The sequence below is a fragment of the Actinoplanes subtropicus genome (genome assembly GCF_000721705.1).
GTDB classification, from domain to species: domain Bacteria; phylum Actinomycetota; class Actinomycetes; order Mycobacteriales; family Micromonosporaceae; genus Actinoplanes; species Actinoplanes subtropicus.
Genome location: NZ_JOJL01000004.1, coordinates 411,881 through 434,308, shown reverse-complemented (window position 1 = coordinate 434,308; position 22,428 = coordinate 411,881). Strand labels below are relative to the sequence as shown.

19 protein-coding genes and 2 pseudogenes are annotated in these 22,428 nt (G+C 70.5%); 9 read left to right on the top strand and 12 right to left on the bottom strand.

The window, feature by feature from the left end:
- Positions 1–186 precede the first annotated feature (186 nt).
- Together IH26_RS0107770 and IH26_RS0107765 are read left to right on the top strand one after the other, a co-directional pair.
- Positions 187–1,836 (top strand): ABC transporter ATP-binding protein, encoded by a 1,650-nt coding sequence (locus IH26_RS0107770; RefSeq protein ID WP_051807696.1) that lies wholly within the window; start codon positions 187–189, stop codon positions 1,834–1,836.
- Positions 1,833–3,563, top strand: a complete 1,731-nt coding sequence (locus IH26_RS0107765; RefSeq protein WP_051807694.1) for an ABC transporter ATP-binding protein — start codon at positions 1,833–1,835, stop codon at positions 3,561–3,563. The genes IH26_RS0107770 and IH26_RS0107765 overlap by 4 nt, the downstream gene beginning before the upstream one ends.
- Here the strand turns inward: IH26_RS0107765 and IH26_RS0107760 are convergent.
- Together IH26_RS0107760 and IH26_RS0107755 are read right to left on the bottom strand one after the other, a co-directional pair.
- Positions 3,539–4,285: a polysaccharide deacetylase family protein gene (locus IH26_RS0107760; RefSeq protein ID WP_030435431.1), complete on the bottom strand. Its 747-nt coding sequence runs from the start codon at positions 4,283–4,285 to the stop codon at positions 3,539–3,541. The two genes, IH26_RS0107765 and IH26_RS0107760, sit on opposite strands and share 25 nt — an antisense overlap.
- A 184-nt stretch (positions 4,286–4,469) precedes the next feature.
- Positions 4,470–6,098, bottom strand: coding sequence for a glycoside hydrolase family 10-like protein (locus IH26_RS0107755; RefSeq protein ID WP_030435430.1), 1,629 nt, complete (start codon positions 6,096–6,098; stop codon positions 4,470–4,472).
- Positions 6,099–6,154: 56 nt separating this feature from the next.
- Here IH26_RS0107755 and IH26_RS0107750 point away from each other — a divergent pair, with 56 nt between their 5' ends.
- Positions 6,155–7,012: an NAD(P)/FAD-dependent oxidoreductase gene (locus IH26_RS0107750; RefSeq protein WP_030435429.1), complete on the top strand. Its 858-nt coding sequence runs from the start codon at positions 6,155–6,157 to the stop codon at positions 7,010–7,012.
- Here IH26_RS0107750 and glgA read toward each other — a convergent pair.
- Complete coding sequence (gene glgA / locus IH26_RS0107745; RefSeq protein ID WP_030435428.1) at positions 6,997–8,184, bottom strand: glycogen synthase; 1,188 nt, start codon at positions 8,182–8,184, stop codon at positions 6,997–6,999. The genes IH26_RS0107750 and glgA overlap by 16 nt on opposite strands.
- A gap of 132 nt (positions 8,185–8,316) precedes the next feature.
- Between glgA and glgC the strand changes: the two genes are divergently transcribed.
- Positions 8,317–9,549 carry a glucose-1-phosphate adenylyltransferase gene (gene glgC / locus IH26_RS0107740; protein ID WP_030435427.1) on the top strand — a complete coding sequence of 411 codons (1,233 nt, stop codon included), beginning with the start codon at positions 8,317–8,319 and terminating at the stop codon, positions 9,547–9,549.
- Positions 9,550–9,669: 120 nt separating this feature from the next.
- Here the strand turns inward: glgC and IH26_RS64470 are convergent.
- Positions 9,670–9,999: pseudogene (locus IH26_RS64470) on the bottom strand (LLM class flavin-dependent oxidoreductase); the annotation flags it as partial.
- Positions 10,000–10,179: 180 nt separating this feature from the next.
- Between IH26_RS64470 and IH26_RS64190 the strand changes: the two are divergent.
- Entirely contained in the window at positions 10,180–10,899 is a 720-nt protein-coding gene (locus tag IH26_RS64190; protein ID WP_342668249.1) for a DUF397 domain-containing protein, read from the top strand.
- A 71-nt stretch (positions 10,900–10,970) separates the two neighbouring features.
- Here the strand turns inward: IH26_RS64190 and IH26_RS0107730 are convergent, their stop codons facing one another.
- Positions 10,971–11,849, bottom strand: a complete 879-nt coding sequence (locus IH26_RS0107730) for a helix-turn-helix domain-containing protein (protein WP_030435425.1) — start codon at positions 11,847–11,849, stop codon at positions 10,971–10,973.
- Positions 11,850–12,492: 643 nt separating this feature from the next.
- Complete coding sequence (locus tag IH26_RS55630) at positions 12,493–13,980, bottom strand: serine/threonine-protein kinase (RefSeq protein ID WP_051807691.1); 1,488 nt, start codon at positions 13,978–13,980, stop codon at positions 12,493–12,495.
- A 237-nt stretch (positions 13,981–14,217) separates the two neighbouring features.
- Here IH26_RS55630 and IH26_RS53275 point away from each other — a divergent pair, with 237 nt between their 5' ends.
- A complete protein-coding gene (locus IH26_RS53275; RefSeq protein WP_245664993.1) occupies positions 14,218–14,949 on the top strand; it encodes an alpha/beta fold hydrolase in 732 nt (243 codons plus the stop codon).
- Positions 14,950–15,158: 209 nt separating this feature from the next.
- On the top strand, positions 15,159–15,773 hold the full coding sequence (locus tag IH26_RS57750; RefSeq protein WP_084598703.1) for a BTAD domain-containing putative transcriptional regulator: 615 nt from the start codon (positions 15,159–15,161) through the stop codon (positions 15,771–15,773).
- Here IH26_RS57750 and IH26_RS0107705 read toward each other — a convergent pair.
- The 5 genes from IH26_RS0107705 to IH26_RS53270 all read right to left on the bottom strand — a co-directional run bounded on the left by IH26_RS0107705 (position 15,691) and on the right by IH26_RS53270 (position 19,640).
- Complete coding sequence (locus IH26_RS0107705; RefSeq protein WP_030435422.1) at positions 15,691–16,683, bottom strand: AraC family transcriptional regulator; 993 nt, start codon at positions 16,681–16,683, stop codon at positions 15,691–15,693. The genes IH26_RS57750 and IH26_RS0107705 overlap by 83 nt on opposite strands.
- A gap of 16 nt (positions 16,684–16,699) precedes the next feature.
- Positions 16,700–17,047 (bottom strand): hypothetical protein, encoded by a 348-nt coding sequence (locus IH26_RS0107700; protein WP_030435421.1) that lies wholly within the window; start codon positions 17,045–17,047, stop codon positions 16,700–16,702.
- Positions 17,044–18,435, bottom strand: coding sequence for a DUF4331 domain-containing protein (locus tag IH26_RS0107695; protein ID WP_030435420.1), 1,392 nt, complete (start codon positions 18,433–18,435; stop codon positions 17,044–17,046). Before IH26_RS0107695 ends, IH26_RS0107700 begins: the two co-directional genes overlap by 4 nt.
- A gap of 14 nt (positions 18,436–18,449) precedes the next feature.
- Positions 18,450–18,725, bottom strand: coding sequence for a hypothetical protein (locus IH26_RS0107690; protein ID WP_030435419.1), 276 nt, complete (start codon positions 18,723–18,725; stop codon positions 18,450–18,452).
- An 87-nt stretch (positions 18,726–18,812) separates the two neighbouring features.
- Positions 18,813–19,640, bottom strand: coding sequence for a lytic polysaccharide monooxygenase (locus tag IH26_RS53270; RefSeq protein ID WP_245664991.1), 828 nt, complete (start codon positions 19,638–19,640; stop codon positions 18,813–18,815).
- Positions 19,641–19,794: 154 nt separating this feature from the next.
- Between IH26_RS53270 and IH26_RS0107680 the strand changes: the two genes are divergently transcribed.
- Positions 19,795–20,163, top strand: a complete 369-nt coding sequence (locus tag IH26_RS0107680; protein WP_030435417.1) for an FKBP-type peptidyl-prolyl cis-trans isomerase — start codon at positions 19,795–19,797, stop codon at positions 20,161–20,163.
- A gap of 197 nt (positions 20,164–20,360) precedes the next feature.
- Here the strand turns inward: IH26_RS0107680 and IH26_RS0107675 are convergent, their stop codons facing one another.
- Positions 20,361–21,560 carry an SGNH/GDSL hydrolase family protein gene (locus IH26_RS0107675; RefSeq protein WP_030435416.1) on the bottom strand — a complete coding sequence of 400 codons (1,200 nt, stop codon included), beginning with the start codon at positions 21,558–21,560 and terminating at the stop codon, positions 20,361–20,363.
- On the opposite strand from IH26_RS0107675, the pseudogene IH26_RS64465 reads away from it, so the two are divergent.
- Positions 21,559–22,386 (top strand): annotated as a pseudogene (locus IH26_RS64465) (5'-methylthioadenosine/S-adenosylhomocysteine nucleosidase family protein); the annotation flags it as partial. The gene IH26_RS0107675 and the pseudogene IH26_RS64465 overlap by 2 nt on opposite strands.
- Positions 22,387–22,428: the final 42 nt, after the last annotated feature.

Genomic DNA, 22,428 nt, shown 5'->3' with positions numbered 1-22,428 from the left:
CGACGGGGTGTTGCACGTGCCTGGCATCATGCCTTGCCCGCGGTCCGGATGCCGGTGCCCGGATCCGATGGATAGACATTGGCTGCCGTTGAAATGCCGTTGATCGACGAGTCACATTCTGAATCTTGGAAGCCATTCTTTCGGCGCCATTTTCGAATCAACCGGTGGCGCTTGGCGCTACTGGCAATGCTGTTGCCGCTGGACATCGGCCGCCAGTTGCTGACGCCCGAGATCCTGCGCCGGTTCATCGACTCGGCCGTTTCCGGGCGGATCGAATCGACCGGACGGCTGGTGGTCGTCTACTTCGCCCTCGTGGTGGCCGGGCTGGGCACGTCGGTGCTGATGGCCAACATCAGCGCCAAGCTCGCCTGGAGCTCCACGAACGATCTGCGGGACCAGATCATGGCGGGCCTGCTACGGCAGAACGCGTCGTTCTTCGCGAAAGCCTCCCCGGGCGAGCTGGTCGACCGGATCGACAACGACACCGCCCGGCTCGGCTCGACCATGTCCGGCCTGCTGCTCGACCTGGCCGCCCAGACCCTGCTCGCTGTCGGCATCATCGCCGCGCTGTGCCGCCTGGACTGGCGCTTCGGCGTCCTGTTCCTGCCGTTCACCGCGGCCATGCTGGTGCTGCTGCGGCGCCAGGCCGGGCGGGCACTGCCGTACATCGAGGCGCAGCGGGAGACGGAAGCCCTGATCCTGGGCGCGGTCGACGAGTGGACGACCGGTGCCGAGGACCTGCGTACCGCCGGCGGCGTCGACCACGTCAGGAGCTCGCTGTGGGAGCTGGGACGCCGGGAATACCGCACCGGGCGGCTCGCGGCCGCCACCGGCGCGCGCTGGCCCGCGACCGTGCAGGCGCTGTCGGTGATCAGCACGTTGCTCGCGCTGGCGCTCGGTGTCGAGCTGAACCGCGCCGGCACGGCGACGGTGGGAACCGTCTTCGCGGCGCTGAGCTACGCCACCCTGATCCGCTTCCCGCTCACCCAGATCGCCAGTCGCGCGCTGGAGGCGCAGACCGCGGTGGTCAGCCTCCGCCGGGTCCGGCGACTGCTCGTCGACCGGCCCGCCGAGGGTACCGCCCGGTTGGCTCCGAACCGGTCGTACGAGCTGGTCTTCGACCGGGTGACGTTCGGCTACGACGAGGGGCCGGCCATCCTTCGTGACGTCTCGTTCCGGCTCCCGGCCGGACAGATCCTCGGGTTGGTCGGCCGGACCGGCAGCGGCAAGTCGACGATAATCAAGCTGGCCTTCCGGCACCTCGTGCCGAGCGCCGGCCGGATCCACGTCGGGGGCCACGACCTGAGCCTGCTGAACCGGGCGTCGTTGCGCCGCTCGGTCGCCTACATCCCCCAGGGCATCACGCTCTTCGACGGCACCCTGCGCGACAACCTGACCCTCTTCGCGACCGGCTACGACGACCGCGCGCTGCTCACCGCGCTGCGCGAAGCCGGCCTGGGCGCGCTGCTGGAGTCGTTGCCGGACGGGCTGGACACCCGCCTCGACGCCGGGTGGAACCGTTTGTCCACCGGGGAGGGTCAGATGCTCAACCTCGCCCGTGCCTTCCTCACCGACCCGGCGATCGTGCTCCTGGACGAGCCGTCCTCGCAGATCGATCCGCACGCCGAGCGGGCGCTGCGGGAGGCGCTGCGCCGATTCGCCCGCGGCCGCACCGCGGTCATCGTGTCGCACCGGCTGGAAACCCTGGAGGTGGCGGACCGGATCCTGGTGCTCGACGACGGGCAGGTCGCCGAGTACGGCGCCCGGGCCGCCCTGCTCGCCGATCCCGGCTCGGCGTTCGCCCGGCTGATCGCCGCGGAAACGGCCGCTCCGTGACGACCGTGCGGCGTTTCGCCTCGGTGCTGCGCGGGCAGCGGCGCGACTACCTGGTGCTGGTCGGCGCCTGGACGCTGCTGCGCGTGGGCACCCTCGCGGTCGGGCTGCTGCTGCAGCGGCTCTTCGACGCGATCTCCGGCGGCCGGGCCGCCGGCCTCGGCCCCTGGAGCCTGATCGCCGCGATCGGCGGGGTCGAGGCGGCCCGGCAGACCCTGCAGTTCACGTCGGTCATCTCCCGGCTCGAGCCGAGCATCGTCTTCCGCACCAAGGCGCTGCTCCGCGACCAGTTACTGACCGCCCGGCTCCGCGCGCCGGCCGACCGGACCGGTGATCCAGGGGTGCTCACCATCATGGGCAACGACGTCGAGGAGATCAGCACGTTCGCGGCGTGGTCGCCGGCCAACCTGGCGCGTTGGATCTTCGCGGTGGCGGCCGTCGCCATCCTGATGAGTGTCGACGCGGCTCTGGCCTCGGCGGTGTTCGGGCTCCTTCTCGTGCTGTCGGCGACGATCCGGGCGATGCACGGCCGATACCGGCGGTACCGGGCGGCGAGCGTGGCGGCCACCGCCCGCGTGCGCGCGGGTTTCCGTGACGCGATCGCCGGTGTTCCGGTGATCCAGGCGGCCCACGCCGAGAGTCACATCGGCGAACACCTGCACCGGCTCGGCCAGGAACGCTACCGGGCGGCGGTGGCCGAGGAGACGTACGCCGCGCTTCAGCAGAACGCCGTCGCGAACGTCGCGCCGCTGGGCACCGGACTGGTTCTGCTGGCCGCTGCCCGTGGCCTCGGCGACGGCAGTCTGACCGTCGGCGACATCGCGCTCTTCGGTTACTACCTGCAGATGCTCACCGAGGCGCTGGCGTCCCTGGGCGTACTGGTCGTCCGGCTGCAGCGGCTCGGCATCTCGCTCGACCGGACGCGCCACGACCTCCCGGACGGCCCGGTCGGCCGGCGCGTGCGGATGGACGACACCGACCCGCCGCCCGCGCCCGGCGCCGACCCGGCGACGCTGGAGCCGCTGCGCGAGCTCACCGTGAGCTCGCTGGTCCACCGCCCGGGAGCGGAAGGGGTCTGCCTGACCGTGACGGCGGGCGCGCTGGTCGTCGTGACCGGCCGGTTCGGCACCGGCAAAAGCACGCTGCTGCGAGCGATCCTCGGGTTGACCGGCCCGGTCACCGGTGAGATCCGCTGGAACGGCACCGTGGTGCGGCCGGCCGACCTCGCGCCGCCCCGATGCGCCTACGTGCCGCAGGTCCCCCGGCTGTTCACCGGCACGCTGCGGGAGAACGTCACGCTCGGCGCGGCGGTCACCGAGTCGGATCTGGACCGTGCGCTGCGACTGGCCCGTCTGGAGATCGATCTCGCCGCGATGCCCGAGGGCACCGCCACCGCGGTCGGGCCGCGCGGCCTGCGGCTCTCCGGTGGTCAACTGCAGCGGGTCGCGATCGCCCGGGCCCTGGTGCGCCGGCCCGACGTGGTCTTCCTGGACGATGCGTCCAGCGCGCTCGACGGGCCGACCGAACGGGAGCTGTTCGACGAGTTGCGCCGCGACGGTGTCACCGTGGTGGCCGTCTCGCACCGCCGCCGGTTGCTGGAGTCGGCCGACCAGGTGGTGCTGCTCGGCCGGGGCGGCATGATCGGCTCGGGGACCCTGGCGGATCTTCTCGCCGACAGCGATGAGATGCGGTCGCTCTGGGCCTCCTACGCCCGGCCGGAGGGTGCCTGAACCCGCTCGCGGAGCAACTCGGAGACGGTGACCAGGGTGAACCCCCGGGCCAGGAGGCCGTCGACGATGCCGGGCAGGGCGGCCCGGGTGGCGGTGTTGACCTGGTCCATCGGGTGCAACAGGAGGATAGATCCTGGACGGGCGGAGGACAGCGCCCGCTCGACGATGACCTCGGCGTCGCCGGTCGGCCCGGGCTCGGTCTCCGGCTCCACGTCCCACGTGATCATCGGGCGCCCGGCCCGGTGCAGGTGGTAGGGCAGGCCGAACAGCTTCGCGCAGTTCGGCGGACGGAACAGCGGCGGACCCGGCTGACCGGCCCGGGCCAGAACGTCGTCGGTCCGCTGGATCTCACCGGCGATCGTCGCCCCCCGCATGAACAGCATCCGGCGGTGCGACCAGCTGTGGTTGGCCAGCTCGTGACCGGCCGCCCGAATCGCGGCGGTCAGCTCGGGATGCGCCGCCGCGTCCCGGCCGACCAGAAAGAACGTCGCCGGCACTCGGCGACTGCGCAGGATATCGAGGATCTCCTGGCAGTGCTCCGGGTACGGCCCGTCGTCCAAGGTGAGGGCGACCACCCGGCGGTCGGTGGGGACCCGGTGCACGGGTCGCCCGAACAGGTGCCGGCGGCGGCTCTTGACGACCGCCCGGAAGCCCCGGACCGCCCCGGCCAGCAGAACCACCGCCCCCGCCCCGGTCAGCGCGACGACCATCCCGGTGCCCATCCGGGCACGATATTCCACAATGGATGGGTATGCCAGCGGCTCGGCTGCCGCTCGGGTCCCGGCCGATCGCGGCGGCCCGAGGCCGAAGCCGCCGAGGAGCCAGAGCGGGCGCCGACATCTCGTCGTCGATCGAGGACTCTCCCCGCACGCTGGTCCGGTGGTCGCCGGGAAGAGGGTGGCAAGGTCAGGACGCGTCGGCGGTGAGCGGCGGGCCGAGCGGGCCCTGGTTGCCGGAACGGTCAAGGCCGCCGAGGCAGTAGACGGCAGCCGTGCCGGTCGGCGGGGTCGGGTCGGCAACCTGCGAGCCCGCGCGGCCGGTCGCCACCAGTTTCGCGGTGGTGCCGGCCACCCGGTAGAGCGCCCAGCTCACCGGTCGCGCCCCGGGGCCCGGGGTGAAGTCGAATTGCCGCGACGCCCCGGCCGCCCGCGCGCGGGTCAGCGTGGGGGCGCCGGGCGGGTTCGCCGGCAGCTGCTTCATCACCGGCACCAGGGCGGGGGCCGCGTAGTGGTCCTTGTCGTACAGCGTGACCGAGCCGAGCCGATCGGCGCGGACGGAGGCGGCGCTGAAGTGGACCTCGCCCTGCACGCCGTACTTCTGGTCCATGGTCAGGTGCCGGTCGATCTCGGCCGGTTCGCTCCACGCGCCCTTCTCGCCGACCCGGTAGTCGGCCTGGCCGATGTACAGCTGCACGTTCGTGCCCTGCACCAGCGACACCCACCACGGCAGCACCTTGGCGTAGTCGGCCTTGGCGAAGCCGATGTTCCAGTACAGCTGCGGCACGATGTAGTCGAGCCAGCCCTGCTGCACCCACTTGCGGGTGTCGGCGTAGATGTCGTCGTACGCCTCGAGCCCGCGCGAGTCGGAGCCCGCCGGGTCGGTCGCCTTGTTGCGCCAGATGCCGAACGGGCTGATCCCGAACTTCACCCACGGCTTGAGCTGCTTGATCCGCTGGTCCATCTCGCGGACCAGGGTGTCCACGTTGTCCCGCCGCCACTGCGCGCGGGCCTCGCCGTGCCCGTACCTGGCGTAGCTGGCGTCGTCGGGGAAGTCCTGGCCGTTCTGCGGATACGGGTAGAAGAAGTCGTCGAAGTGGACGCCGTCGATGTCGTACTTCTGGACGGCCTCCAGCATCGAGTCCTCGACGAATTTGCGCGCGTCCGGATTGCCCGGATCGAAGTAGAGCCGGGCGGTCTTGCCGGTGGGATAGGCGATCGCCCAGTCCCGGTGGGCGAGCAGTGGATGGTTCGGCGCGAGCTTGGTGAAATCGGCGCCGGGTCCGTCGGGGGCCGGCTGACTTCCCCGGTACGGGTTGAACCAGGCGTGAAATTCCAGGTCACGGGCGTGCGCCTCGCTCACCATGAAGGCCATCGGGTCCCACCCGGGCGACCGGCCGTCCCGTTTGCCGGTCAGCCACTCGGACCAGGGCGCGTAGGCCGACGGCCAGAACGCGTCGCCGCTCGGCCGCACGTGCACGAAGATCGCGTTGTGGTGCTGGGCCACGGCGAGGTCGAGCCACTTCTCGTACTCGGCCTTGACCTGCGCCTCGGGCAGCCCCGGGCGGCTCGGGAAGTCGATGTTCAGCACCGTCGTCAGCCACATCCCGCGCAGCTGCCGGGTCGCGGCCACCGGCACTCCCCCGCACCGGCCGGCCGGTCCGTCCGGCGTGGCCAGCGGAACCGCCGACTCGTCGCCGGCGACGGCGGGCGGGTGGTACACGGCGGCACGCAGCAGGCCCAGGCCGAGGACGGCCAGCGCGAACAGCAAGGACGCGAGCGGAAGGACGAGCCGCAGGGGCGGACGGCGGCGGAGCATGCCCTCCAGTGTGCCTTGCCGGCCGGACGGGATCGGCGGCCGTAGAGTTTTCCGACATGGCCGTCGTCGTCGTGGGAGCCGGGATCGCCGGGCTGGCGTGCGCCCGGGAGCTGGTGGATGCCGGGGTTCCGGCCCGGGTCCTGGAGCGGGATCCGCAGGTGGGCGGCCGGCTGGCCAGCGAGCGGCTGGGCGGGCGCTGGGTGGACACCGGGGCCGCCTATCTGACGGCGGACGATCCGGCGTTCCAGGGGCGGCTGCAGACCTGGCGGATCGACGGGCTGGCCCGGCCGTGGACCGACACGCTGCGCGGGCAGGTGGGGGCGGCGACGACGCGCTGGGCGGCGCCGGACGGGCTGCGGAGCCTGGCCGAGGACCTGGCCCGCGAGCTGGACGTGACGCTCGGGGTTCCGGTCACGTCGTTGCCGCGGGCGGATGCCGTGGTGCTGGCCATGCCGGGGCCGCAGGCGCTGGCCATCGCCGACCTGGGAGCCGCCCGGGCACAGTCCTGGTCTCCGGCGGTGACGGCGATTCTCACGTACGCAAATCGGTCTTGGAATGATTTTTCCGGGATTTTCGTGAATGACCACCCCGTGCTGTCGACGGTCTGCGACGACGGGGAAAGGCGTGGGGACCGGGCGCCGGTGCTGGTGGCGCACTCCACGGCGGCGATGGCAGCCTCGGTCGACCCGGGCGTCCAGATGGCCAAGGCGGTCGGCGAACTGCTCGGCCTCGGTGACCCGGTGTCGGTGGAGACCCGTCACTGGCCGTACGCGTCGCCGAAACCCGGTCACGGACTGTACGCCCGGGAGGGCCACGTCTACCTGTGCGGCGACGCCTTCGGCCGGCCGCGGGTGCAGACCGCCTGGCTGAGCGGGCGCGCCGCCGCCCGAGCCATACTTCAGAGCACCGACTGATAGACCGCCATCGTGTCCTCGGCTATGCGCGACCAGCTGAACTTCTCGACCGCGCGGCGCCGGCCCGCCTTGCCCATCCGCTCGGCCCGCTGCGGGTCCTCGATCAGCTCGGTCATCGCGGCGGCCAGGTCGGCCACGAACCGCTCCGGGTGCACCGGCGTGCCGGTCCCGTCGGCGAGCTGCTCGATCGGCACCAGCACGCCGGTCTCGCCGTCCGCCACCACCTCGGGGATGCCGCCGGTCGCGGTCGCCACCACCGCGGTCTCGCAGGCCATCGCCTCCAGGTTGACGATGCCCATCGGCTCGTAGATCGACGGGCAGACGAACACCGTGGCGTGCGTGAGCACCTGGATGACCTCGGTCTTGGGCAGCATCTCCTGCACCCAGATCACGCCGCGCTCGTCCCGCGCCTCGCGCAGCTCGACGGCGAGGGCCTCGACCTCGGCCCCGATCTCCTTGGTGTCGGGCGCGCCGGCCAGCAGCACGATCTGCGTCTGCGGCGGCAGCTCGCGGCAGGCCCGCATCAGGTACGGCAGGCCCTTCTGCCGGGTGATCCGGCCGACGAAGACCACGCTCGGACGGCTCAGGTCGATGCCGAGCCGGTCGATCACGCCGGTGCCGTGGTCGGGCTGGTACTGCTCGGTGTCGATGCCGTTGTAGACCACCCGGATCCGGTCCGGATCGACCGAGGGGTACGCGGTGAGCACGTCCCGCTTCATCCCGCCGGAGACCGCGATGATCGCGTCCGCACTCTCGATCGCGACCCGCTCGCAGAAGCTGGACAGCGCGTAACCACCGCCCAGCTGCTCGGCCTTCCACGGGCGCAGCGGCTCGAGACTGTGCGTGGTGACCACGTGCGGGACGCCGTGCAGCAGTTTCGCGGTGTGCCCGGCGAAGTTCGCGTACCAGGTGTGGCTGTGCACGATGTCGGTGCCGGCGCAGCCGTTGGCGATCTCCAGGTCGACGCCCATCGTGCGCAGCGCCGCGTTCGCGTCCTTCAGCTCCGCGGGCTCCGGGTAGGCGGTCACGCCGGGCTCGCTGCGCGGTTGCCCGAAGCAATGCACCCGTACGTCCGCGAGGCGGCGCAGATCGCGGGACAGGTACTCGAGGTGGACGCCGGCCCCGCCGTACACCTCCGGCGGATACTCCCGCGAAATCAAGTCGACACGCACGCCTGGCAGCCTAGTGCAGTCGGGTGATCCGGGCGCGAGGCCGGGCAAGATCGGGTAACCTGTGCTCGCTTTCTCTTGGCCGGCATCATTCTTCGGCTGGCGTTCGCGTCGGCGGAAAGTTAGCGTCCTCCCATGGCTGTCAAGGTGCTTGCGATCGTTCTGGCCGGTGGTGAAGGTAAGCGCCTGATGCCCCTGACGGCCGACCGGGCGAAACCCGGTGTGCCGTTCGGCGGCATCTACCGCATGATCGACTTCGTGCTCTCCAACCTGGCGAACGGCGGCTTCCTCAAGATCGTCGTGCTGACCCAGTACAAGTCCCACTCGCTGGACCGGCACATCACCAAGACCTGGCGGATGTCGACGCTGCTGGGCAACTACGTGACCCCCGTACCCGCGCAGCAGCGGCTCGGCCCCCGCTGGTTCGCCGGCTCGGCGGACGCCATCTACCAGAGCCTGAACCTGATCAACGACGAGTCCCCCGACTACGTCATCGTGTTCGGCGCCGACCACATCTACCGCATGGACCCGAAGCAGATGGTCGACGAACACATCGCCTCGGGCGCCGCGGTGACGGTGGCCGGCATCCGCCAGCCGCGGTCCCTGGCCGACCAGTTCGGCGTGATCGACGTCGGCGAGGACGGCCGGCGCATCCGGGCCTTCCGGGAGAAGCCGCGCGACGCGGTCGGCCTGCCCGACTCCCCCGACGAGGTGTACGCCTCGATGGGCAACTACGTCTTCACCACCCGCGCGCTGTGCGAGGCGGTCACCAGGGACGCCCAGGACCCGGACAGCAAGCACGACATGGGCGGCAACATCATCCCGATGCTGGTCGAGCGGGGCGAGGCGAACGTCTACGACTTCCGCGACAACGACGTGCCCGGCTCCACCGACCGCGACCGCGGCTACTGGCGCGACGTGGGGACTCTGGACTCGTTCTACGAGGCCCACATGGACCTGATCGCCACGCTGCCCATCTTCAACCTCTACAACCACGACTGGCCGATCTTCACGAACTACGGCTCCTGGCCACCGGCCAAGTTCGTGCACGGCTACGACGACCGCCAGGGCCGCGCCATCGAGTCGATGATCTCGCCCGGCGTGGTGGTCTCCGGCGCCCTCGTCGAACGGTCGGTGATCTCCCCGAACGTCCGGGTGAACTCCTGGTCGCACGTGGAGGGCTCGGTCCTGATGGAGGGCGTGTCGGTGGGGCGGCGCGCGATCGTCCGCAACGCCATCATCGACAAGAACGTGGCGATCCCGGAGGGCGCCCAGATCGGCGTCGACCTCGACCGCGACCGCAAGCTCTACACGGTCTCCGACAACGGCATCGTGGTCATCGGGAAGGGCCAGCGGGTCGAGCTCTGACGGGCACGGGATGGTCGGATGCCGGCTTCTTCAGGGCCGGCATCCGGCCGGGATGACGGCGGCCAGGCGACGCCATTGGGGCAGCGGCAACCCCGGAAGTCGGCGTCGAGCACCTGAAAGCTAACGTGATCCGCACCAGCCCGCCGGTGTTCCTCGACGCGTCTCGCGACAGCTGTCTCTTACCCCAACCACCAGAGCGTCGATCAGTCGGCGAGGACGCCGAACCCAAACCGAGAACAAACGGAGTGCGTACGCGTCGGCGAGGGTCTGCTGCGCGGCCGTCATGGACAGCGCATCCCGTGCCCAGAGGTTCGCGACAGCGGGCGCGACGGTGATGCGCCGGGTGGCGGCGAGCAGAATGGCACTCCGGCCGATCGGTTCCCGCCCCACGTTCTCACCGATCCACAGCGAGCTGTAGCCGAGGGCTTCGAGCTCTTGGTCCGTGTCGCGGACGACGGCCGCCGGCTGGAAGGATCGCGTGGAATTGGCCTTCCCTCAAGTCCCGCATCCGGGGATTCTCGCCGCCTTTCCGGCCAACTCTCCTGGCAATCTGAGGTTCCGGGTACCGACTATGCACCCTGATGATGGGCACGTAAGGAAGGCCACAGAATGGCATTTAGGGCATGACACATGACTCGGGCCAAGTGGAAATTGAACAGGAACGGCGAGGTGGACGAATGGGGTGAGGACGAAGCGTTCCGACTCGGCAGGCCGGTCGTTCCTTGCTGGCCATGCTTGCCGAGGACCCGCGATACGAGCTCGTGGGAATCGCGCCGCGCAGGTATCTTGGGCCGAAGCCACCCTGATTCAGTCGGGCGCGGCGCCGAGCGGAGCGTCCGCCGACTCCTCGTGCTGGCCGCGGGCCGGCGACCAGCTGAGGAACGGCGCCCAGGCGCCGCCACGCGGCCGGCGGCACGCGCACCCGTTTGCGCTGGTGGAGAGCCAGCGCGGGTGGTGAGGGTATCGACCGACCGCCCCCACCTGGGGCGAAGCGACGCGCTGAACGGCCAAGTTGAGGGTGACGTTGCCGGAGCTGCCGCTATGCTAACGCTTAGGGCCGCCCGGGGGGCGGCCTCCTCTCTGGCGTGCCTACGCGGCGAGGGGGTCCAAAAATTCCATACTTACGGAGACACTATGCGCCGCGCGGAGGTTGTCAACTTGAAGTGGCGGACTGCCCGGTATTGCCAACATGGGGGGTGCGTCGAAGTGGCTCCCATGGAAAATGGCTCGGTCGCGGTACGCGACTCGAAGGACGGGGAGAATGGTGCCGTTCTGCAGTTTACCGCAGACGAATGGCATGCGTTCATCCGCGGCGCCAAGGACGGAGAATTCGACGACATGATCCCCTGATCCGTCTCCTCTCCCGGGAAAGTCCTCGGCCGGGTCCGAGGACTTTCCCGTTTCCGGGGTGTTTGCAGAGCCTAGGTACGCAACGTGCGGCTCACCGATCGAACAAGGTCCAGGCTCTCATTCCTTTGCAGAGCTTTTCCTTTCAGCCCGTTGAATACGTCGAGGTAGTGCGCGACCTCGGCCGGCTGGTCCACATACATCTCCCCGGTCAGGCCCTCGATGTAGACGACCGTCGGCAATGCCGGGCCGGCAGATGGCATTCTTTCGTCCGCCTCACCGAATTCAAGAATGATGAAGCCCTGACTCATACCCTTGTGGGCACCGGCGCCGTACGGGATGATGCGCAAGTCGACGGCAGAAGCGGCTGAGAGTTCCGCCAGATGCTCCAACTGCGCCCGCATCACGGCCACGCCGCCGACGACCCGGCGAAGGACCCCCTCGTCCAAAACGTAGTCGAGCCTTGGCCGGATACTGTCACTCAGTATCTGTTGACGCTTCATCCTGAGATGGACGGCGTTCTGCAGCGCGGCGGCACTCGCCGGCCGCCAGAGGCTGATTACCGCATTGGCGTACTCGGGCGTTTGAAGCAGTCCTGGAATGGTCGTATTTTGGAATTCGCTTATCGTTCTGGCAGCGCCTTCCAAGCCGATCAAGGTCTCCAGGCCGGGATCGTAGTCGAAGGCCTGCCACCATGCGCGTTCACGACTCTCGCGAGCGAGAGCCATGAGCCATGAGCTCTCCTCTTCCGATATGCCGTAGATATTACTTAGGTCGCGTACATCACGTAGTGTCGGATTTCGTTGGGCGGTCTCGATCCGGCTGATCTTGGCCGGAGAACACAGCAGGTGATCGGCGGCATCCTTGACGCTCAGACCGGCCTTGATCCGGTGCCGACGCAGCGCGGCCCCCAACTGCCGACGACGAACCGCCGGCCCCGGGTTATCTGACATCGGATGCCATGCCTCCCCGATTTCCCGATCAGCGACGAAGCAACGAGCCAGATGGCAATTTCATTTGGCACGGTACCGCCGACAACGTCCTCTTGGCAATTGACAAGCGGTGAGTCACCATGATGTTACGTCGTGCCAAACGGTCGTTAAGGCGGGGCCCGCGGACGCGGTGGCCATCTGACAAAGGAGTGAGGAGGAACCGATCACTCACGCGCCACAGACGCGTCTGTCGAGGTCTCAAACGCGCGCTGGGCCGATGCGCCTACATCGACCCAGCCAGGCAACCCCCTGAGGATTCAGGCCCACAGGAAGGTGACCATGTTTTACGCTACCAAATTCCGGGAAGATCGCCATGCTGGTCCGGGGCAGTGTCGCTCGCTGCCGGCAGAACACTTCGGCTGGGAAGTCGTCTCCGAGAACCGGTCTGCGCGTCTACTTTCGCCAAGCCCTCCGGCCCGATGCGGAGGTTTCGACATGAAGGTATGGACGAGCTTTTCCTCGATCGTGAAGATTGCCGGCGCTTGCATTCTGATCGGCTTGGTCCTCGGATGCTGGCTCGCCGGCGAGGTGGGTCGGAGCCCCGCGCCGAGGCCGGCCACCTCGACATCCTCGCCGGCCGGCGTCGTGAGGTAGAGAAGCGCGCCTAGGAGGTCGTTGCGGTCGGTTCCCCGGCGGAGCAGGTGACCGTCATGGTTACGTCCGCCTGCCCGTGGCGGAAGGTGACGAACGGCGCCGCGCCGGGGCCGGTGTCCGCCGACGTCTCGTGGTAACCGTGGGCGGGCGTCCAGCTGACGATCCGGGCCGTGGTGGCGGTCGGGCACTCGGCGGTGACCGTGCCGCCGTCCGAGGTCAGGACCCGCTGGACCGGCGCCGGGTTGGTGGTGGTCGTGGCCGCCGTCGGTGCGGCCGTTGTCGTCCGCCCGGCCGATGGCGACGGCGGGTGGGCGCCGATCACGGCCGGCGGGGCGTTCGTGGTGGCTGCGGTCCGGTTCGGGGCCTCGGTGGTCGGGGCCGCCGCGCGGGTCGTCGTGCCCGGCAGCGCGCCGGCCGGCGCGCTCACCCGCGCCGAGGCGGACGGCGTGTCCTTGACCGGCGCGGCCGTGCCGGGAGTGGCCGGGCCGCCGCGCCAGATCAGCCAGCCCGCCGCCGCCACGATGCCGGCGGCGATTGCCGCCCCGGCCGCCCGTAGCGTGATTCGCGCCCACTGCGGGGCCGGCGGGCGGATCACGATCGACGGCTCCGCCGGGGCCGGGCCACCCGGGGCGCCCGGCACCGGGGCGTCCTCGACCACCTCGAGACCCGCCGCCCTGGCGAGCCGCCGGGTCACCTCGCGGGCCGTCGGGCGAGCCGCCGGGTCCTTGGCGAGGCAGCTCATGGTCAGCTCGACCGCGTCGGGCGGGACCGAGCCCATCGGCACCAGCCGCGGCGGCTCGGCGTGCACGTGGTTGTCCATGACCTGGGCGGGCGACTCGTCGGCCCACGGCGTGTGCCCGGACAGCATGCGGTAGAGCAGGACGCCGAGCGCATACACATCGGAGGCCGGCGTCACCACGTTTCCGGTGAGACGCTCGGGCGCGACGTACGTCGGGGTGCCGAACAGCGCCTCGCCCGGCCGGCGGGGCATCGCCCGGCCGGCGGCGATGCCGAAGTCGACGACCTTGGCCCCGGTCGGCGACAGCATCACGTTGGCCGGCTTGATGTCCCGGTGCACCAGCCCCGCGGCGTGCGCCGCGGCCAGCGCCGCGCCGACCTCGGCCCCGATCCGCAGCGCGAACCGGGACGGCACCGCGCCCGCCCGCAACCGCTGCAGCAGGGTCGGCCCCTTGACCAGCTCGAACACCACGTACGGCACGTGCCGGTCGCCGGCGATCGACTCGCCGTAGTCGTGGACCTGCGCGACGTTCGGATGCGACAGCACCGCCGCCGCCCGGGCCTCCCGCCGGATCATCGCCAGCGACTCGGGATCGTGCGCGTGCGGGGCCAGCATCTTCACCGCGACCGAGCGGTGCAGCACCGTGTCCGTGGCCCGCCAGACGACCGCCATCCCACCCTTGCCGATCGGCTCCGCGAGGCGGTACCGGCCGCCGAGCACCGCGCCCGGCAGCGCGACCGAGGTGAGATCGACATTCATGCACGGCAGTCTGCCGTGATCGCCCGGAATTCGCATCCGATGAGCGGCTGATTGCGTCCGGTCCGGGGCGGCCGGCGCTCCAGTCGCTGTCCAGTCGGCCCGCCTAGCGTCGGTGGCGAGACCAGAAAGGAACGGTGAGGTGGGAATGGCCGAGTTCACCAGCGGCGACAGCACCCGGATCTTCTACAAGGACTGGGGCACGGGCCAGCCGATCGTCTTCCGTCACGGGTGGCCGCTGTGCTCCGACGACTGGGACCCCAGATGCTCTTCTTCCTCGGCGAGGGCTTCCGGGTGATCGCGCACGACCGGCGCGGGCACGGCCGGTCCGAGCAGGTCGGCGGGGGCAACGACATGGACCACTACGCCGACGACCTGGCCGCGCTGGTCGCGCACCTCGACCTGCGTGACGTGGTCCACGTCGGTCACTCGGCCGGCGGCGGGGAGGTGGCCCGCTACCTCGGCCGGCACGGCGAGAGCCGGGTGGCCAAGGTCGCGCTGATCGCCGCGGTGACGCCGTCGGTCCTGCAGACCGGCGCGAACCCGGCCGGCACGCCGCTGGCCGTCTTCCAGAGCCTCCAGGCCCAGCTCGCGGCGAACCGCTCGGACTTCTACCGGGCGCTGCCCTCGGGGCCGTTCTACAACTTCGACCAGCCCGGCGTGGAGCCGTCCGAGGCGGTCATCGCGAACTGGTGGCGCCGGGGCATGATGGGCGGCGCGAAGGGCCAGTACGAGTGCGTCAACGCGTTCATCCGCGAGGACTACTCCGACGACCTGCGGAAGGTCACCGTCCCGGTCCTGCTGATGAACGGCGATGCCGACCAGATCGTCCCCCATGCCAGCTCGGGACCGCGCGCGGTCGACCTGGTCAAGAACGGCACGCTGAAGACGTACGCCGGCTTCCCGCACGGCATGCCGACCACGCAGGCCGAGACCATCAACGCGGATCTGCTGGCCTTCATCCGGTCCTGACCGGGCCGCCGCCGCGTCCACCTTCCCCGGGTACCCTGGCGTGCCAGGGGTGGACCGTGGGCGTGGTGGTCGGGCGGGACGACGAGATCGGCGCGCTCGAGGCGCTCTCGACGGCGCGGGCGACCGGCGCGGCGCGGCCCTGGTGCTGCGCGGTGAGGCCGGGATAGGCAAGTCGAGACTGCTGGAGCTCGCGGTCGGGCGCCGCCCGCCTGCTCGAGCCCGGCCTGCCGGCGCGCGCCCCGGGCTCGTTCCTGGCGCGGCACGGCAACGGCTACCGCTTCACCGCCGGCCCGGAGGCGCTCGACCTCAACCGCTTCCGGGCGCTGGTCACCGACGCGCGCACGTTCACCGGTCGCGCGGAGCCCACCCAGGCGCTGGAGCGGTACGCCGAGGCGCTGCACCTCGTCCAGGGGCGGGCCGGTGACGGTCTCGCCGACACGCCCGGCGCCCGGGTCGTGTTCGCGAACCTGGACGACGAGTTCCTCGAGGCGGTCCTGGCCGCCGCCGGGATCGCGGTCCGGCTGCACCGCCCGGCGCGGATGCTGGCGCCACTGCGGCGCGCGGCCGAGATGGAGCCGCTGCACGAGCTCGTCCAGGCGAGCCTGGTGACCACCCTGGCCGCGGCCGGCCACCGGGCCGAGGCGCTGACGACCTACCGGGTGATCCGCACGCGGCTCGCCGACGAGCTGGGCATCGATCCGGGCTCGGACCTCCAGCAGGCGTACCGGCGGATCCTGCGGGTCAGCGCCGCTCCCGCAGGGTTTGCGAAGGCGACTCGCCGAACCGGGCCCGGTAGGCGCCCGCGAACCGCCCGAGATGGGTGAAGCCCCACCGGTACGCCACGTCGGAGACGTTCACCTGCCAGGCGTCCGCCCGGGACAGTTCCTGGTGCACCCCGTCGAGCCGCAACCGCCGCAGGTACGCCAGCGGTGACACCCCCACGTGCTGCCGGAACGACTCCTGCAGCACCCGCACCCCGACCCCGGCGATCGAGGCCAGGTCGCCGGCCGTGTACTGCCGCCACGGCTCGGCGTGCATCGCGTCCAGCGTGCGCTTCACGGTTCGCGGGCGGCGCGGCCCCTGCAGGCCGGCCGGTTCGTCGCCGTACGGGTGCTCGACCGTCAGCGCGAGCCCGCTGATCACCATGTCCCGCCAGCGGGCCGCCATCCGCGGCCGCGCGGCCAGCCCGTCCTCCGCACACGACTCCGCGTGCAGCAGCCGGACCAGCGCCAGCCACGTACGGCCCGGCCCGTCGGCCAGGTCGAAGCTCTCGCCCAGCAGCAGCGGCGACACGATCTGCTGGTCGAGGGCCGCGTCCAGCTCGCGCTCGAGCGCGGCCCGCTCGATCTTCACGCTCACCAGCCGGCAGTCGCCCGGCCAGTCGAGGTCGATGTCGCCGACCGGCCGGTACACCGCCGCCCGGGTCGGGTCGGCCACCACGGCCGTGCCCCGGTGCCGCGAGCGCAGCGACCCGGTCAGCGGGGCCAGCACGTGGTACGACGTCTCCAGGTCGGCGATGGCGACGTGGATGTCCACGCCGTAGCTGATCACCCCGACCGTGATCGGGCCGAGCACCACCACCTCGCCGGCGAAGGCGAAGCCGCTCGTGTCACCGACCGGGGTGACCTGCAGCGGCCCGTAGAAAGCCTGGCGGCAGAACGCCTTCGCCTCGTCCACGTCGCTCGTCCGCAGAGCGACGTGGACCGGTGTGTCCCCCGGGTGGGCGGCAACCATGCCGTCCACCCTAGCTTCAGGCGACTGCCGCCTCGACCGGCCAGGAGAACTCCGCCACCCCGCCGTCCGGGACATCGATCTCCGCCATCGGGGTCACCGGGTCCCGCCAGACCGTGTAGCGGCCGGCGGGCAGGCTGTCGATGACCACCGCGAAGGACGCGCCGCCGGCCACGTACCGGGCGCGGACCGCGGCGTGCGTGCGGTGCGCCGGGTCGTCGACCGGGCTGACCTCGATCTCGTGCCCGTGCAGCTTGCCCGGGGTGTGGATGATCACGGCCCCGAGACCGTTGCCGATGGTGAGCATGACGGTGCCCTGCCCGGACGGCGCCAGCGTGTGGTGGTGGTGCGCGTGGTCGTGGCTCACGGGTTGTCGAACCCGTCGAACGGCGTACCCAGGAAGGGGAACTTCTTGAGCAGCTTCGAGCTCACGTTCTTGATGGACAGGCCCTGCTCGACCAGCCCGGCCGCGGCGTCCGGCTTGAACTTCTGGTCGACCAGCGCGAACGTGACACCGGCGATGGCCCGGATCGAGATGGACACCACGTCGTCCTCGATCCGCCGGCCGTTCGGGAAGCCGGCCAGGTCGCCGGCGAGCAGGCCGAAGGCCTTGGGGTCCTTGGCCGGCGGTACCGCGGTGTTGAGCCGCAGCATGTCGGCCTGGGTGGCGCCGGTGGAGTTCTGGAAGTCCTTGATCAGCCCGTCCGGGATGCCGGTGAGCAGGATCGCGACCAGGTCGGCGCGGGGCGTCTTGGCCTTGTTGAGCTTGTCCAGGTTGTCGAACAGCCCGGGGTAGAGCACCGGCAGCAGCGAGGCCAGTTCGGGCTTCTCGACGAAGCCGGCGAACCGCTTGTCCTCGGCCGGCGACAGCGAGTTCCACAGGTCCTTCTCCGCCATCGGCACGATGACCTCGTTGAACAGCGGGTTGCCCAGCCGGGACACCTGCACCTGGGGGCCGACCTCGACGTCCTCGTTCTTCTTGTCGCCCTGGCGGACCTGCACCTGACGGCGGGACGCCGAGGTCCAGATGCCGATCACCGCGCCCGCGTCGCGACCCCGCACGGCCTTCTTGCCGTCCTTGCGTACGGTCGAAAGCGGAACCTGAATGGCGATCGAGTGCACGTTCAGCTTGTCGGTGGCGTTGTGTGCCTTGCCGGCGTAGTTGAACAGCGTCTTGCCGACGACGTGCTTGTTCTCGAAGGGCCGCAGCGTGCCGAGGTCGAAGATCGAGCCGAGGTCGACGAAGAACGCGTCCGCGCGCTGGCCGGCGAAGACCTTCTCGCCCGTCTTGAGCTTCTTCACCGCGTCGGCGGCGAGCGACTCGTAGTGCGGGATGGAGATCCTGCCGACGTTGCACGGCGGGCAGGGCAGCTTCGGGTGCAGCACGGTGCTCTTGCCGTGCGCGTCGACCTTGGTGACCGAGTAGAACTGCCGCCGGTTCCAGTTCGGGTCGTCCAGCGACTTGATCTGGCCGGTGTTGTACAGGAACGTGTTGTTGTTGCGCAGTTCGGTACGGAACCGGAACTGGTAGGTCAGGTCCGGTCGCGCGTCCCCGTTCGAGTCGATGTGGATCTCGTAGAGGACGTCGTCGCCGAACTCGAAGAAGTTCGGTCCGCTGGCCGGGAGCTGCAGCGGCACGTAGTTCGCGATGATCGTCACGGTCTCCGGGTCGTCCGGGCTGACGAACGCGTACAGGTCGGAAGAGTCCGCCACCGGGTCTTTGCTGATCTCCGGGGCTTCACGATGCGAGGACATTTACGAAACCCCTTTCAGCGCTTGACGGCTTTGAGCAGGCTGGCGGCGAGCTTCTTGTCGGTGAGTGTGGACTTCGACCCACCGGAGAAGACGTCGAACGTACCCTTCGCGGCGTCCCGCAACGAGAGCACCAGCGGCTGGCCGTCGTCCTTCGCGGAGGTCTCGCCGGCCAGGCTCAGCCCGGCGACACCGGCGACGGAAACTCCGACACCCGCGGTGGCGGCGATGGCGAGGACCCGGCGGCGGGACAGGCGGTTGACCGCCCGGCTGCCGTAACGAACACGACTCATGCTCGGCCTTTCGTCATATCTTGCGGAAGGGCTGGTCTTTACTTGCAGCGTCGACGCCCATCTGTACGGGGGCCGAACCGTTGTGGTTCAACGGTTTTCACGCCGCCGCCGGAGAAATCCACCAATTAAGGCGTACGCAAGGAAACAAGCCCCCACCACCATCGCCCCGGCGACGAGCCCGTGACCCAGCGTCACCTTGCTTTGGTCACCCACCGGAGTGATCGCCTGCGGGGTCTCCTCTGCCGCTTCCGTGGCTTTTGTGCTGGGTGCGGCCTTGGTACTCGGCGCCGGTTTTGTACTGGGCGCCGCTTTGGTACTGGGCGCCGCCACTGGCGCCGCAGCCACCTTCTTCTGGAACACCAGATCCGAGCATGAGTAATAGGTGTCCACCGTGCTCGACGTCTGCCACACGACGTACAGAATCTGCCGCCCGGTCCGGTCCGACGGCAGCCGTACGCTCATCCGGTAGGACCCGTCCGACAGCGGCGGATCCTTGATCTCCGCGAGCGGCTTGCTCCCGAGATCCCCCCACGCGAGCTTCTTCGCCGGATCGAACCCCTGTTCGGTGAGATAGACCCGGAAGCTTCCCGCGTGCGGCAACGTCGCCCGGTACGTGATCGGCAACGACTCCCCCGGCGAGACGGCCGTCGACGGAAAGTCGTCCCGCGCGAGATCCAGCCCCTTGAAGTCGGCCAGTCCCCCGCTGCACAACTGCCCGTCCGGCACGAACTTCCGGTCGTCCCCGTTCACGTTCGGCACCCGCAGGTTGTCGAACGTCCCGAACGGACCACCGTTGGCCGCCCGGGCCGCCTTGCACGCCGCCGTGCCGGTCGCCGTCCCGCCGCCCGCTGCACACGCGGCCGTCCGGCTGATCGGCGAGGTCGGCGCCCCGTGCGCGAACGCGGGCAGGGCCACGAGCAGCGACGGCAGCAGCCCCGCGGCCGCGGCGGCACTGAGTCGGCGAGGTAGGCGAGTCTTCACGTGCGGAGATACGGAGATCCGTAGCCGACCGTTCACCTTTTCGCCCGGTGTGATTGCATGGCGGGGATCGAACAACCGGAGGACAAACATGGACAAGCCCGAGATCGGCCCGATCCAGGGCGACCCGCCGGCCGACCTGGTGGTGGAGGACATCACCGTCGGTGACGGCGCCGAGGCCGCCGCAGGCCAATACGTCAGCGTGCACTACGTGGGCGTCTCGCACTCCAACGGCGCGCAGTTCGACGCCTCCTGGGACCGCGGCGAGCCCTTCGACTTCCCGCTCGGCGGCGGCCAGGTCATCGCCGGCTGGGACCAGGGCGTCCAGGGCATGCGCGTCGGCGGCCGCCGCAAGCTGACCATCCCGCCGCACCTGGGCTACGGCTCCCGCGGCGCCGGCGGCGTCATCAAGCCGAACGAAACGCTGATCTTCGTCGTCGATCTGCTAGGCGTGCAGTAGGTATTTCGGGAGGCGGGCCGGCTTGCGGGTCCGCCTCCATGCAAAACCGATCAAGACCAAGCCCATACCGTACGTTTCGCATCTCCCCCCACCGCAGCGGCGGCCGAACCCGCGTTTCCCCGCGAGCCAGGCGTTGGGTCACGCCCGCCCGGCGACCGCCGGGCTGAGCTGCCGGGCCGGGCTCCCGGCAGTACCGATCAGCGGAACAGGCCGAGGTCGATCGCGTTGGCCATGGCGCGCTGGCCGGCGATGTTCGGGTGCAGGTGGTCGGCCTGGTAGGCCGGTAGCACCTGACTGGGCAGTTGCGGGTCGCGGATCGCCGCGTCGAAGTCGGCAACTCCGTCCAGTTCGGGCGTGCTCCGCACCCACGCGTTCACCGTCTGCCGGGTGGCTTCCTGCGCCGGCGTGAAGCACCCGGAGTCGCAGCCGTAGGGGGTGATCGTCGCGCCGATCACGCGGATGCCGGCGTGGTGGGCGCGTGCCGTGATCGTTCGCAGGCCGGCGATCAGGTCCGGGGCGGTGGCGTTGTAGCCGATGTCGTTGATGCCGTCGGCGAGGATCAGGTAGCGGGCGCCGGTCTGCTCGCGTACGTCCGCCTTCTCGCGCTTCAGGCCCGAGATGCTGGTGCCGGCGCCGCAGCAGTCGGTCCGGTCGGTGAGCACCTGGTTGCCGCCGATGCCCTGGTTGAGCACGCCGTATCGGCCGCCGAGCCGGGCGCCGAGCACGTCGGTCCAGCGGTCGTTGCCGTTCCACGTGGTGTACGCGCCGTCGGTGATCGAGTCGCCGAGCGCCACGATGCTCCCGCGCACGGCCGGACCGGGGCGCACGTCCACGCCGTCCAGCCAGAACCACGAGTTCACGTAACCCGTGAAGGCCGCGCTTCCCGCGCCCGCCTGGTTGCCGGCCGCCACGAACTGCGTCCCCTGCGCGGCGTCGTGGCCGGTGATGGCGGCCGCGTCGCCGCCCGCGGTCACGTACACGTCGACGGCCAGGTCCTGCCCGTACGCCACGCTCAGCGGAACCGGATCGCTGAAGACCGACTCACCCGTCCTGATGGTCACCGCCGCCCGCCCATGGAAAGTGACCCGCCGCTGGGTGCCGGCCACGAGGCCGGCCGCCCCGGAGGCCGCCGCCCGGGCCACTCCCACGGCCCCGAAGGTGACGTCCGCCTCCCCGAACGTGTTGGACAACCGCACCCGCAGCGACGATCCGCCGATCGTGGGATGGACCAGCATCCGCAAGGTCTGCGCCGCGAACGTGGGGCCGGCCTCCCGCTGCGGACTGGTCGACCACGCTCCGGTCCACCCGGCCGACGCCTGCGCCGCCGCCGGGGACGCCACGCCGACGAGAATCACCAGCACGCTCAGTAGATATACAAGTCTCGATGTCTTGGGCATGGCATCGATCGTCGTCGAACCGCTTCGACAACACAACCCTCGACCGCACCGATATCGTCGATACGTGGAGCCGCTGGTCGCGACGATCGGGATCGTGTCGGCGCTGCCGGTCGAGGCCGCCGCGATGCGTCTCCTGATCGAGGACCTGGAACGGGTGCCGCCCGAGCCGGAGGACCGCAACCAGTACTACCGCGGCTGGCTGCCGAGCACGGATCCGGAGCGGCCGCACGGGGTGGTGCTCGCGCTGCTGACCCAGGACAGCAACCCCGCCGCCTCGGCCGCGTGCGCGGACCTGCTGCGCAGCTTCCCGGCGCTGGAGTGCCTGGTCCTTTGCGGAATCGCCGGCGGCGTGCCGGATCGCGCCGACCCGTCGCGGCACGTACGGCTGGGCGACGTCGTGGTGGCCGAGGAGATCGTCAGCTTCGCGCACGTGCGCCGGACCGACGGCGCGGAGACCATTCGCCGGCCGATCGGCGGGCGGTCGGCCGACCTGACCCGGGCGGCCAACGAGCTGCGCGCCCGGGAGGCCGACGGCGGCCGGCGGTGGCGCACCTGGCTGGCCGAACAGGGCCGGGACCGGGAGGTGTACCGCCGGCCCGCGCCCGGGAGCGACGTCCTGTACGAGGCGGGAAAGCCGGTCGCGCACCCCGATCTCGCGGCGAGCGGGCACGAGGAGGGCTGGCCGAAGGTCCACCACGGGCCGATCGGCAGCGCCGACGTGCTGGTGCGGGACGAGAGCCTGCGCGACCGGCTCGCCGCCCGGTACCGGCTGCTCGCCGTGGAGATGGAGGCGGTGGGCGTGACCGCGGCGGCCGCCTTGCGCAACCGGGGCTGGTTCGTCGTCCGTGGGGTGGTCGACTACTGCGAG

Coding starts and splice junctions, on each gene's coding strand:
- IH26_RS0107770 (WP_051807696.1), top strand. CDS start 187: ATGCTGTTGCCGCTGGACATCGGCCGCCAGTTGCTGACGCCCGAGATC.
- IH26_RS0107760 (WP_030435431.1), bottom strand. CDS start 4,285: ATGGGCACCGGGATGGTCGTCGCGCTGACCGGGGCGGGGGCGGTGGTT.
- IH26_RS0107755 (WP_030435430.1), bottom strand. CDS start 6,098: ATGCTCCGCCGCCGTCCGCCCCTGCGGCTCGTCCTTCCGCTCGCGTCC.
- IH26_RS0107750 (WP_030435429.1), top strand. CDS start 6,155: ATGGCCGTCGTCGTCGTGGGAGCCGGGATCGCCGGGCTGGCGTGCGCC.
- glgC (WP_030435427.1), top strand. CDS start 8,317: ATGGCTGTCAAGGTGCTTGCGATCGTTCTGGCCGGTGGTGAAGGTAAG.
- IH26_RS64190 (WP_342668249.1), top strand. CDS start 10,180: ATGACTCGGGCCAAGTGGAAATTGAACAGGAACGGCGAGGTGGACGAA.
- IH26_RS0107730 (WP_030435425.1), bottom strand. CDS start 11,849: ATGTCAGATAACCCGGGGCCGGCGGTTCGTCGTCGGCAGTTGGGGGCC.
- IH26_RS55630 (WP_051807691.1), bottom strand. CDS start 13,980: ATGAATGTCGATCTCACCTCGGTCGCGCTGCCGGGCGCGGTGCTCGGC.
- IH26_RS0107705 (WP_030435422.1), bottom strand. CDS start 16,683: ATGGTTGCCGCCCACCCGGGGGACACACCGGTCCACGTCGCTCTGCGG.
- IH26_RS0107695 (WP_030435420.1), bottom strand. CDS start 18,435: ATGTCCTCGCATCGTGAAGCCCCGGAGATCAGCAAAGACCCGGTGGCG.
- IH26_RS0107690 (WP_030435419.1), bottom strand. CDS start 18,725: ATGAGTCGTGTTCGTTACGGCAGCCGGGCGGTCAACCGCCTGTCCCGC.
- IH26_RS0107680 (WP_030435417.1), top strand. CDS start 19,795: ATGGACAAGCCCGAGATCGGCCCGATCCAGGGCGACCCGCCGGCCGAC.
- IH26_RS0107675 (WP_030435416.1), bottom strand. CDS start 21,560: ATGCCCAAGACATCGAGACTTGTATATCTACTGAGCGTGCTGGTGATT.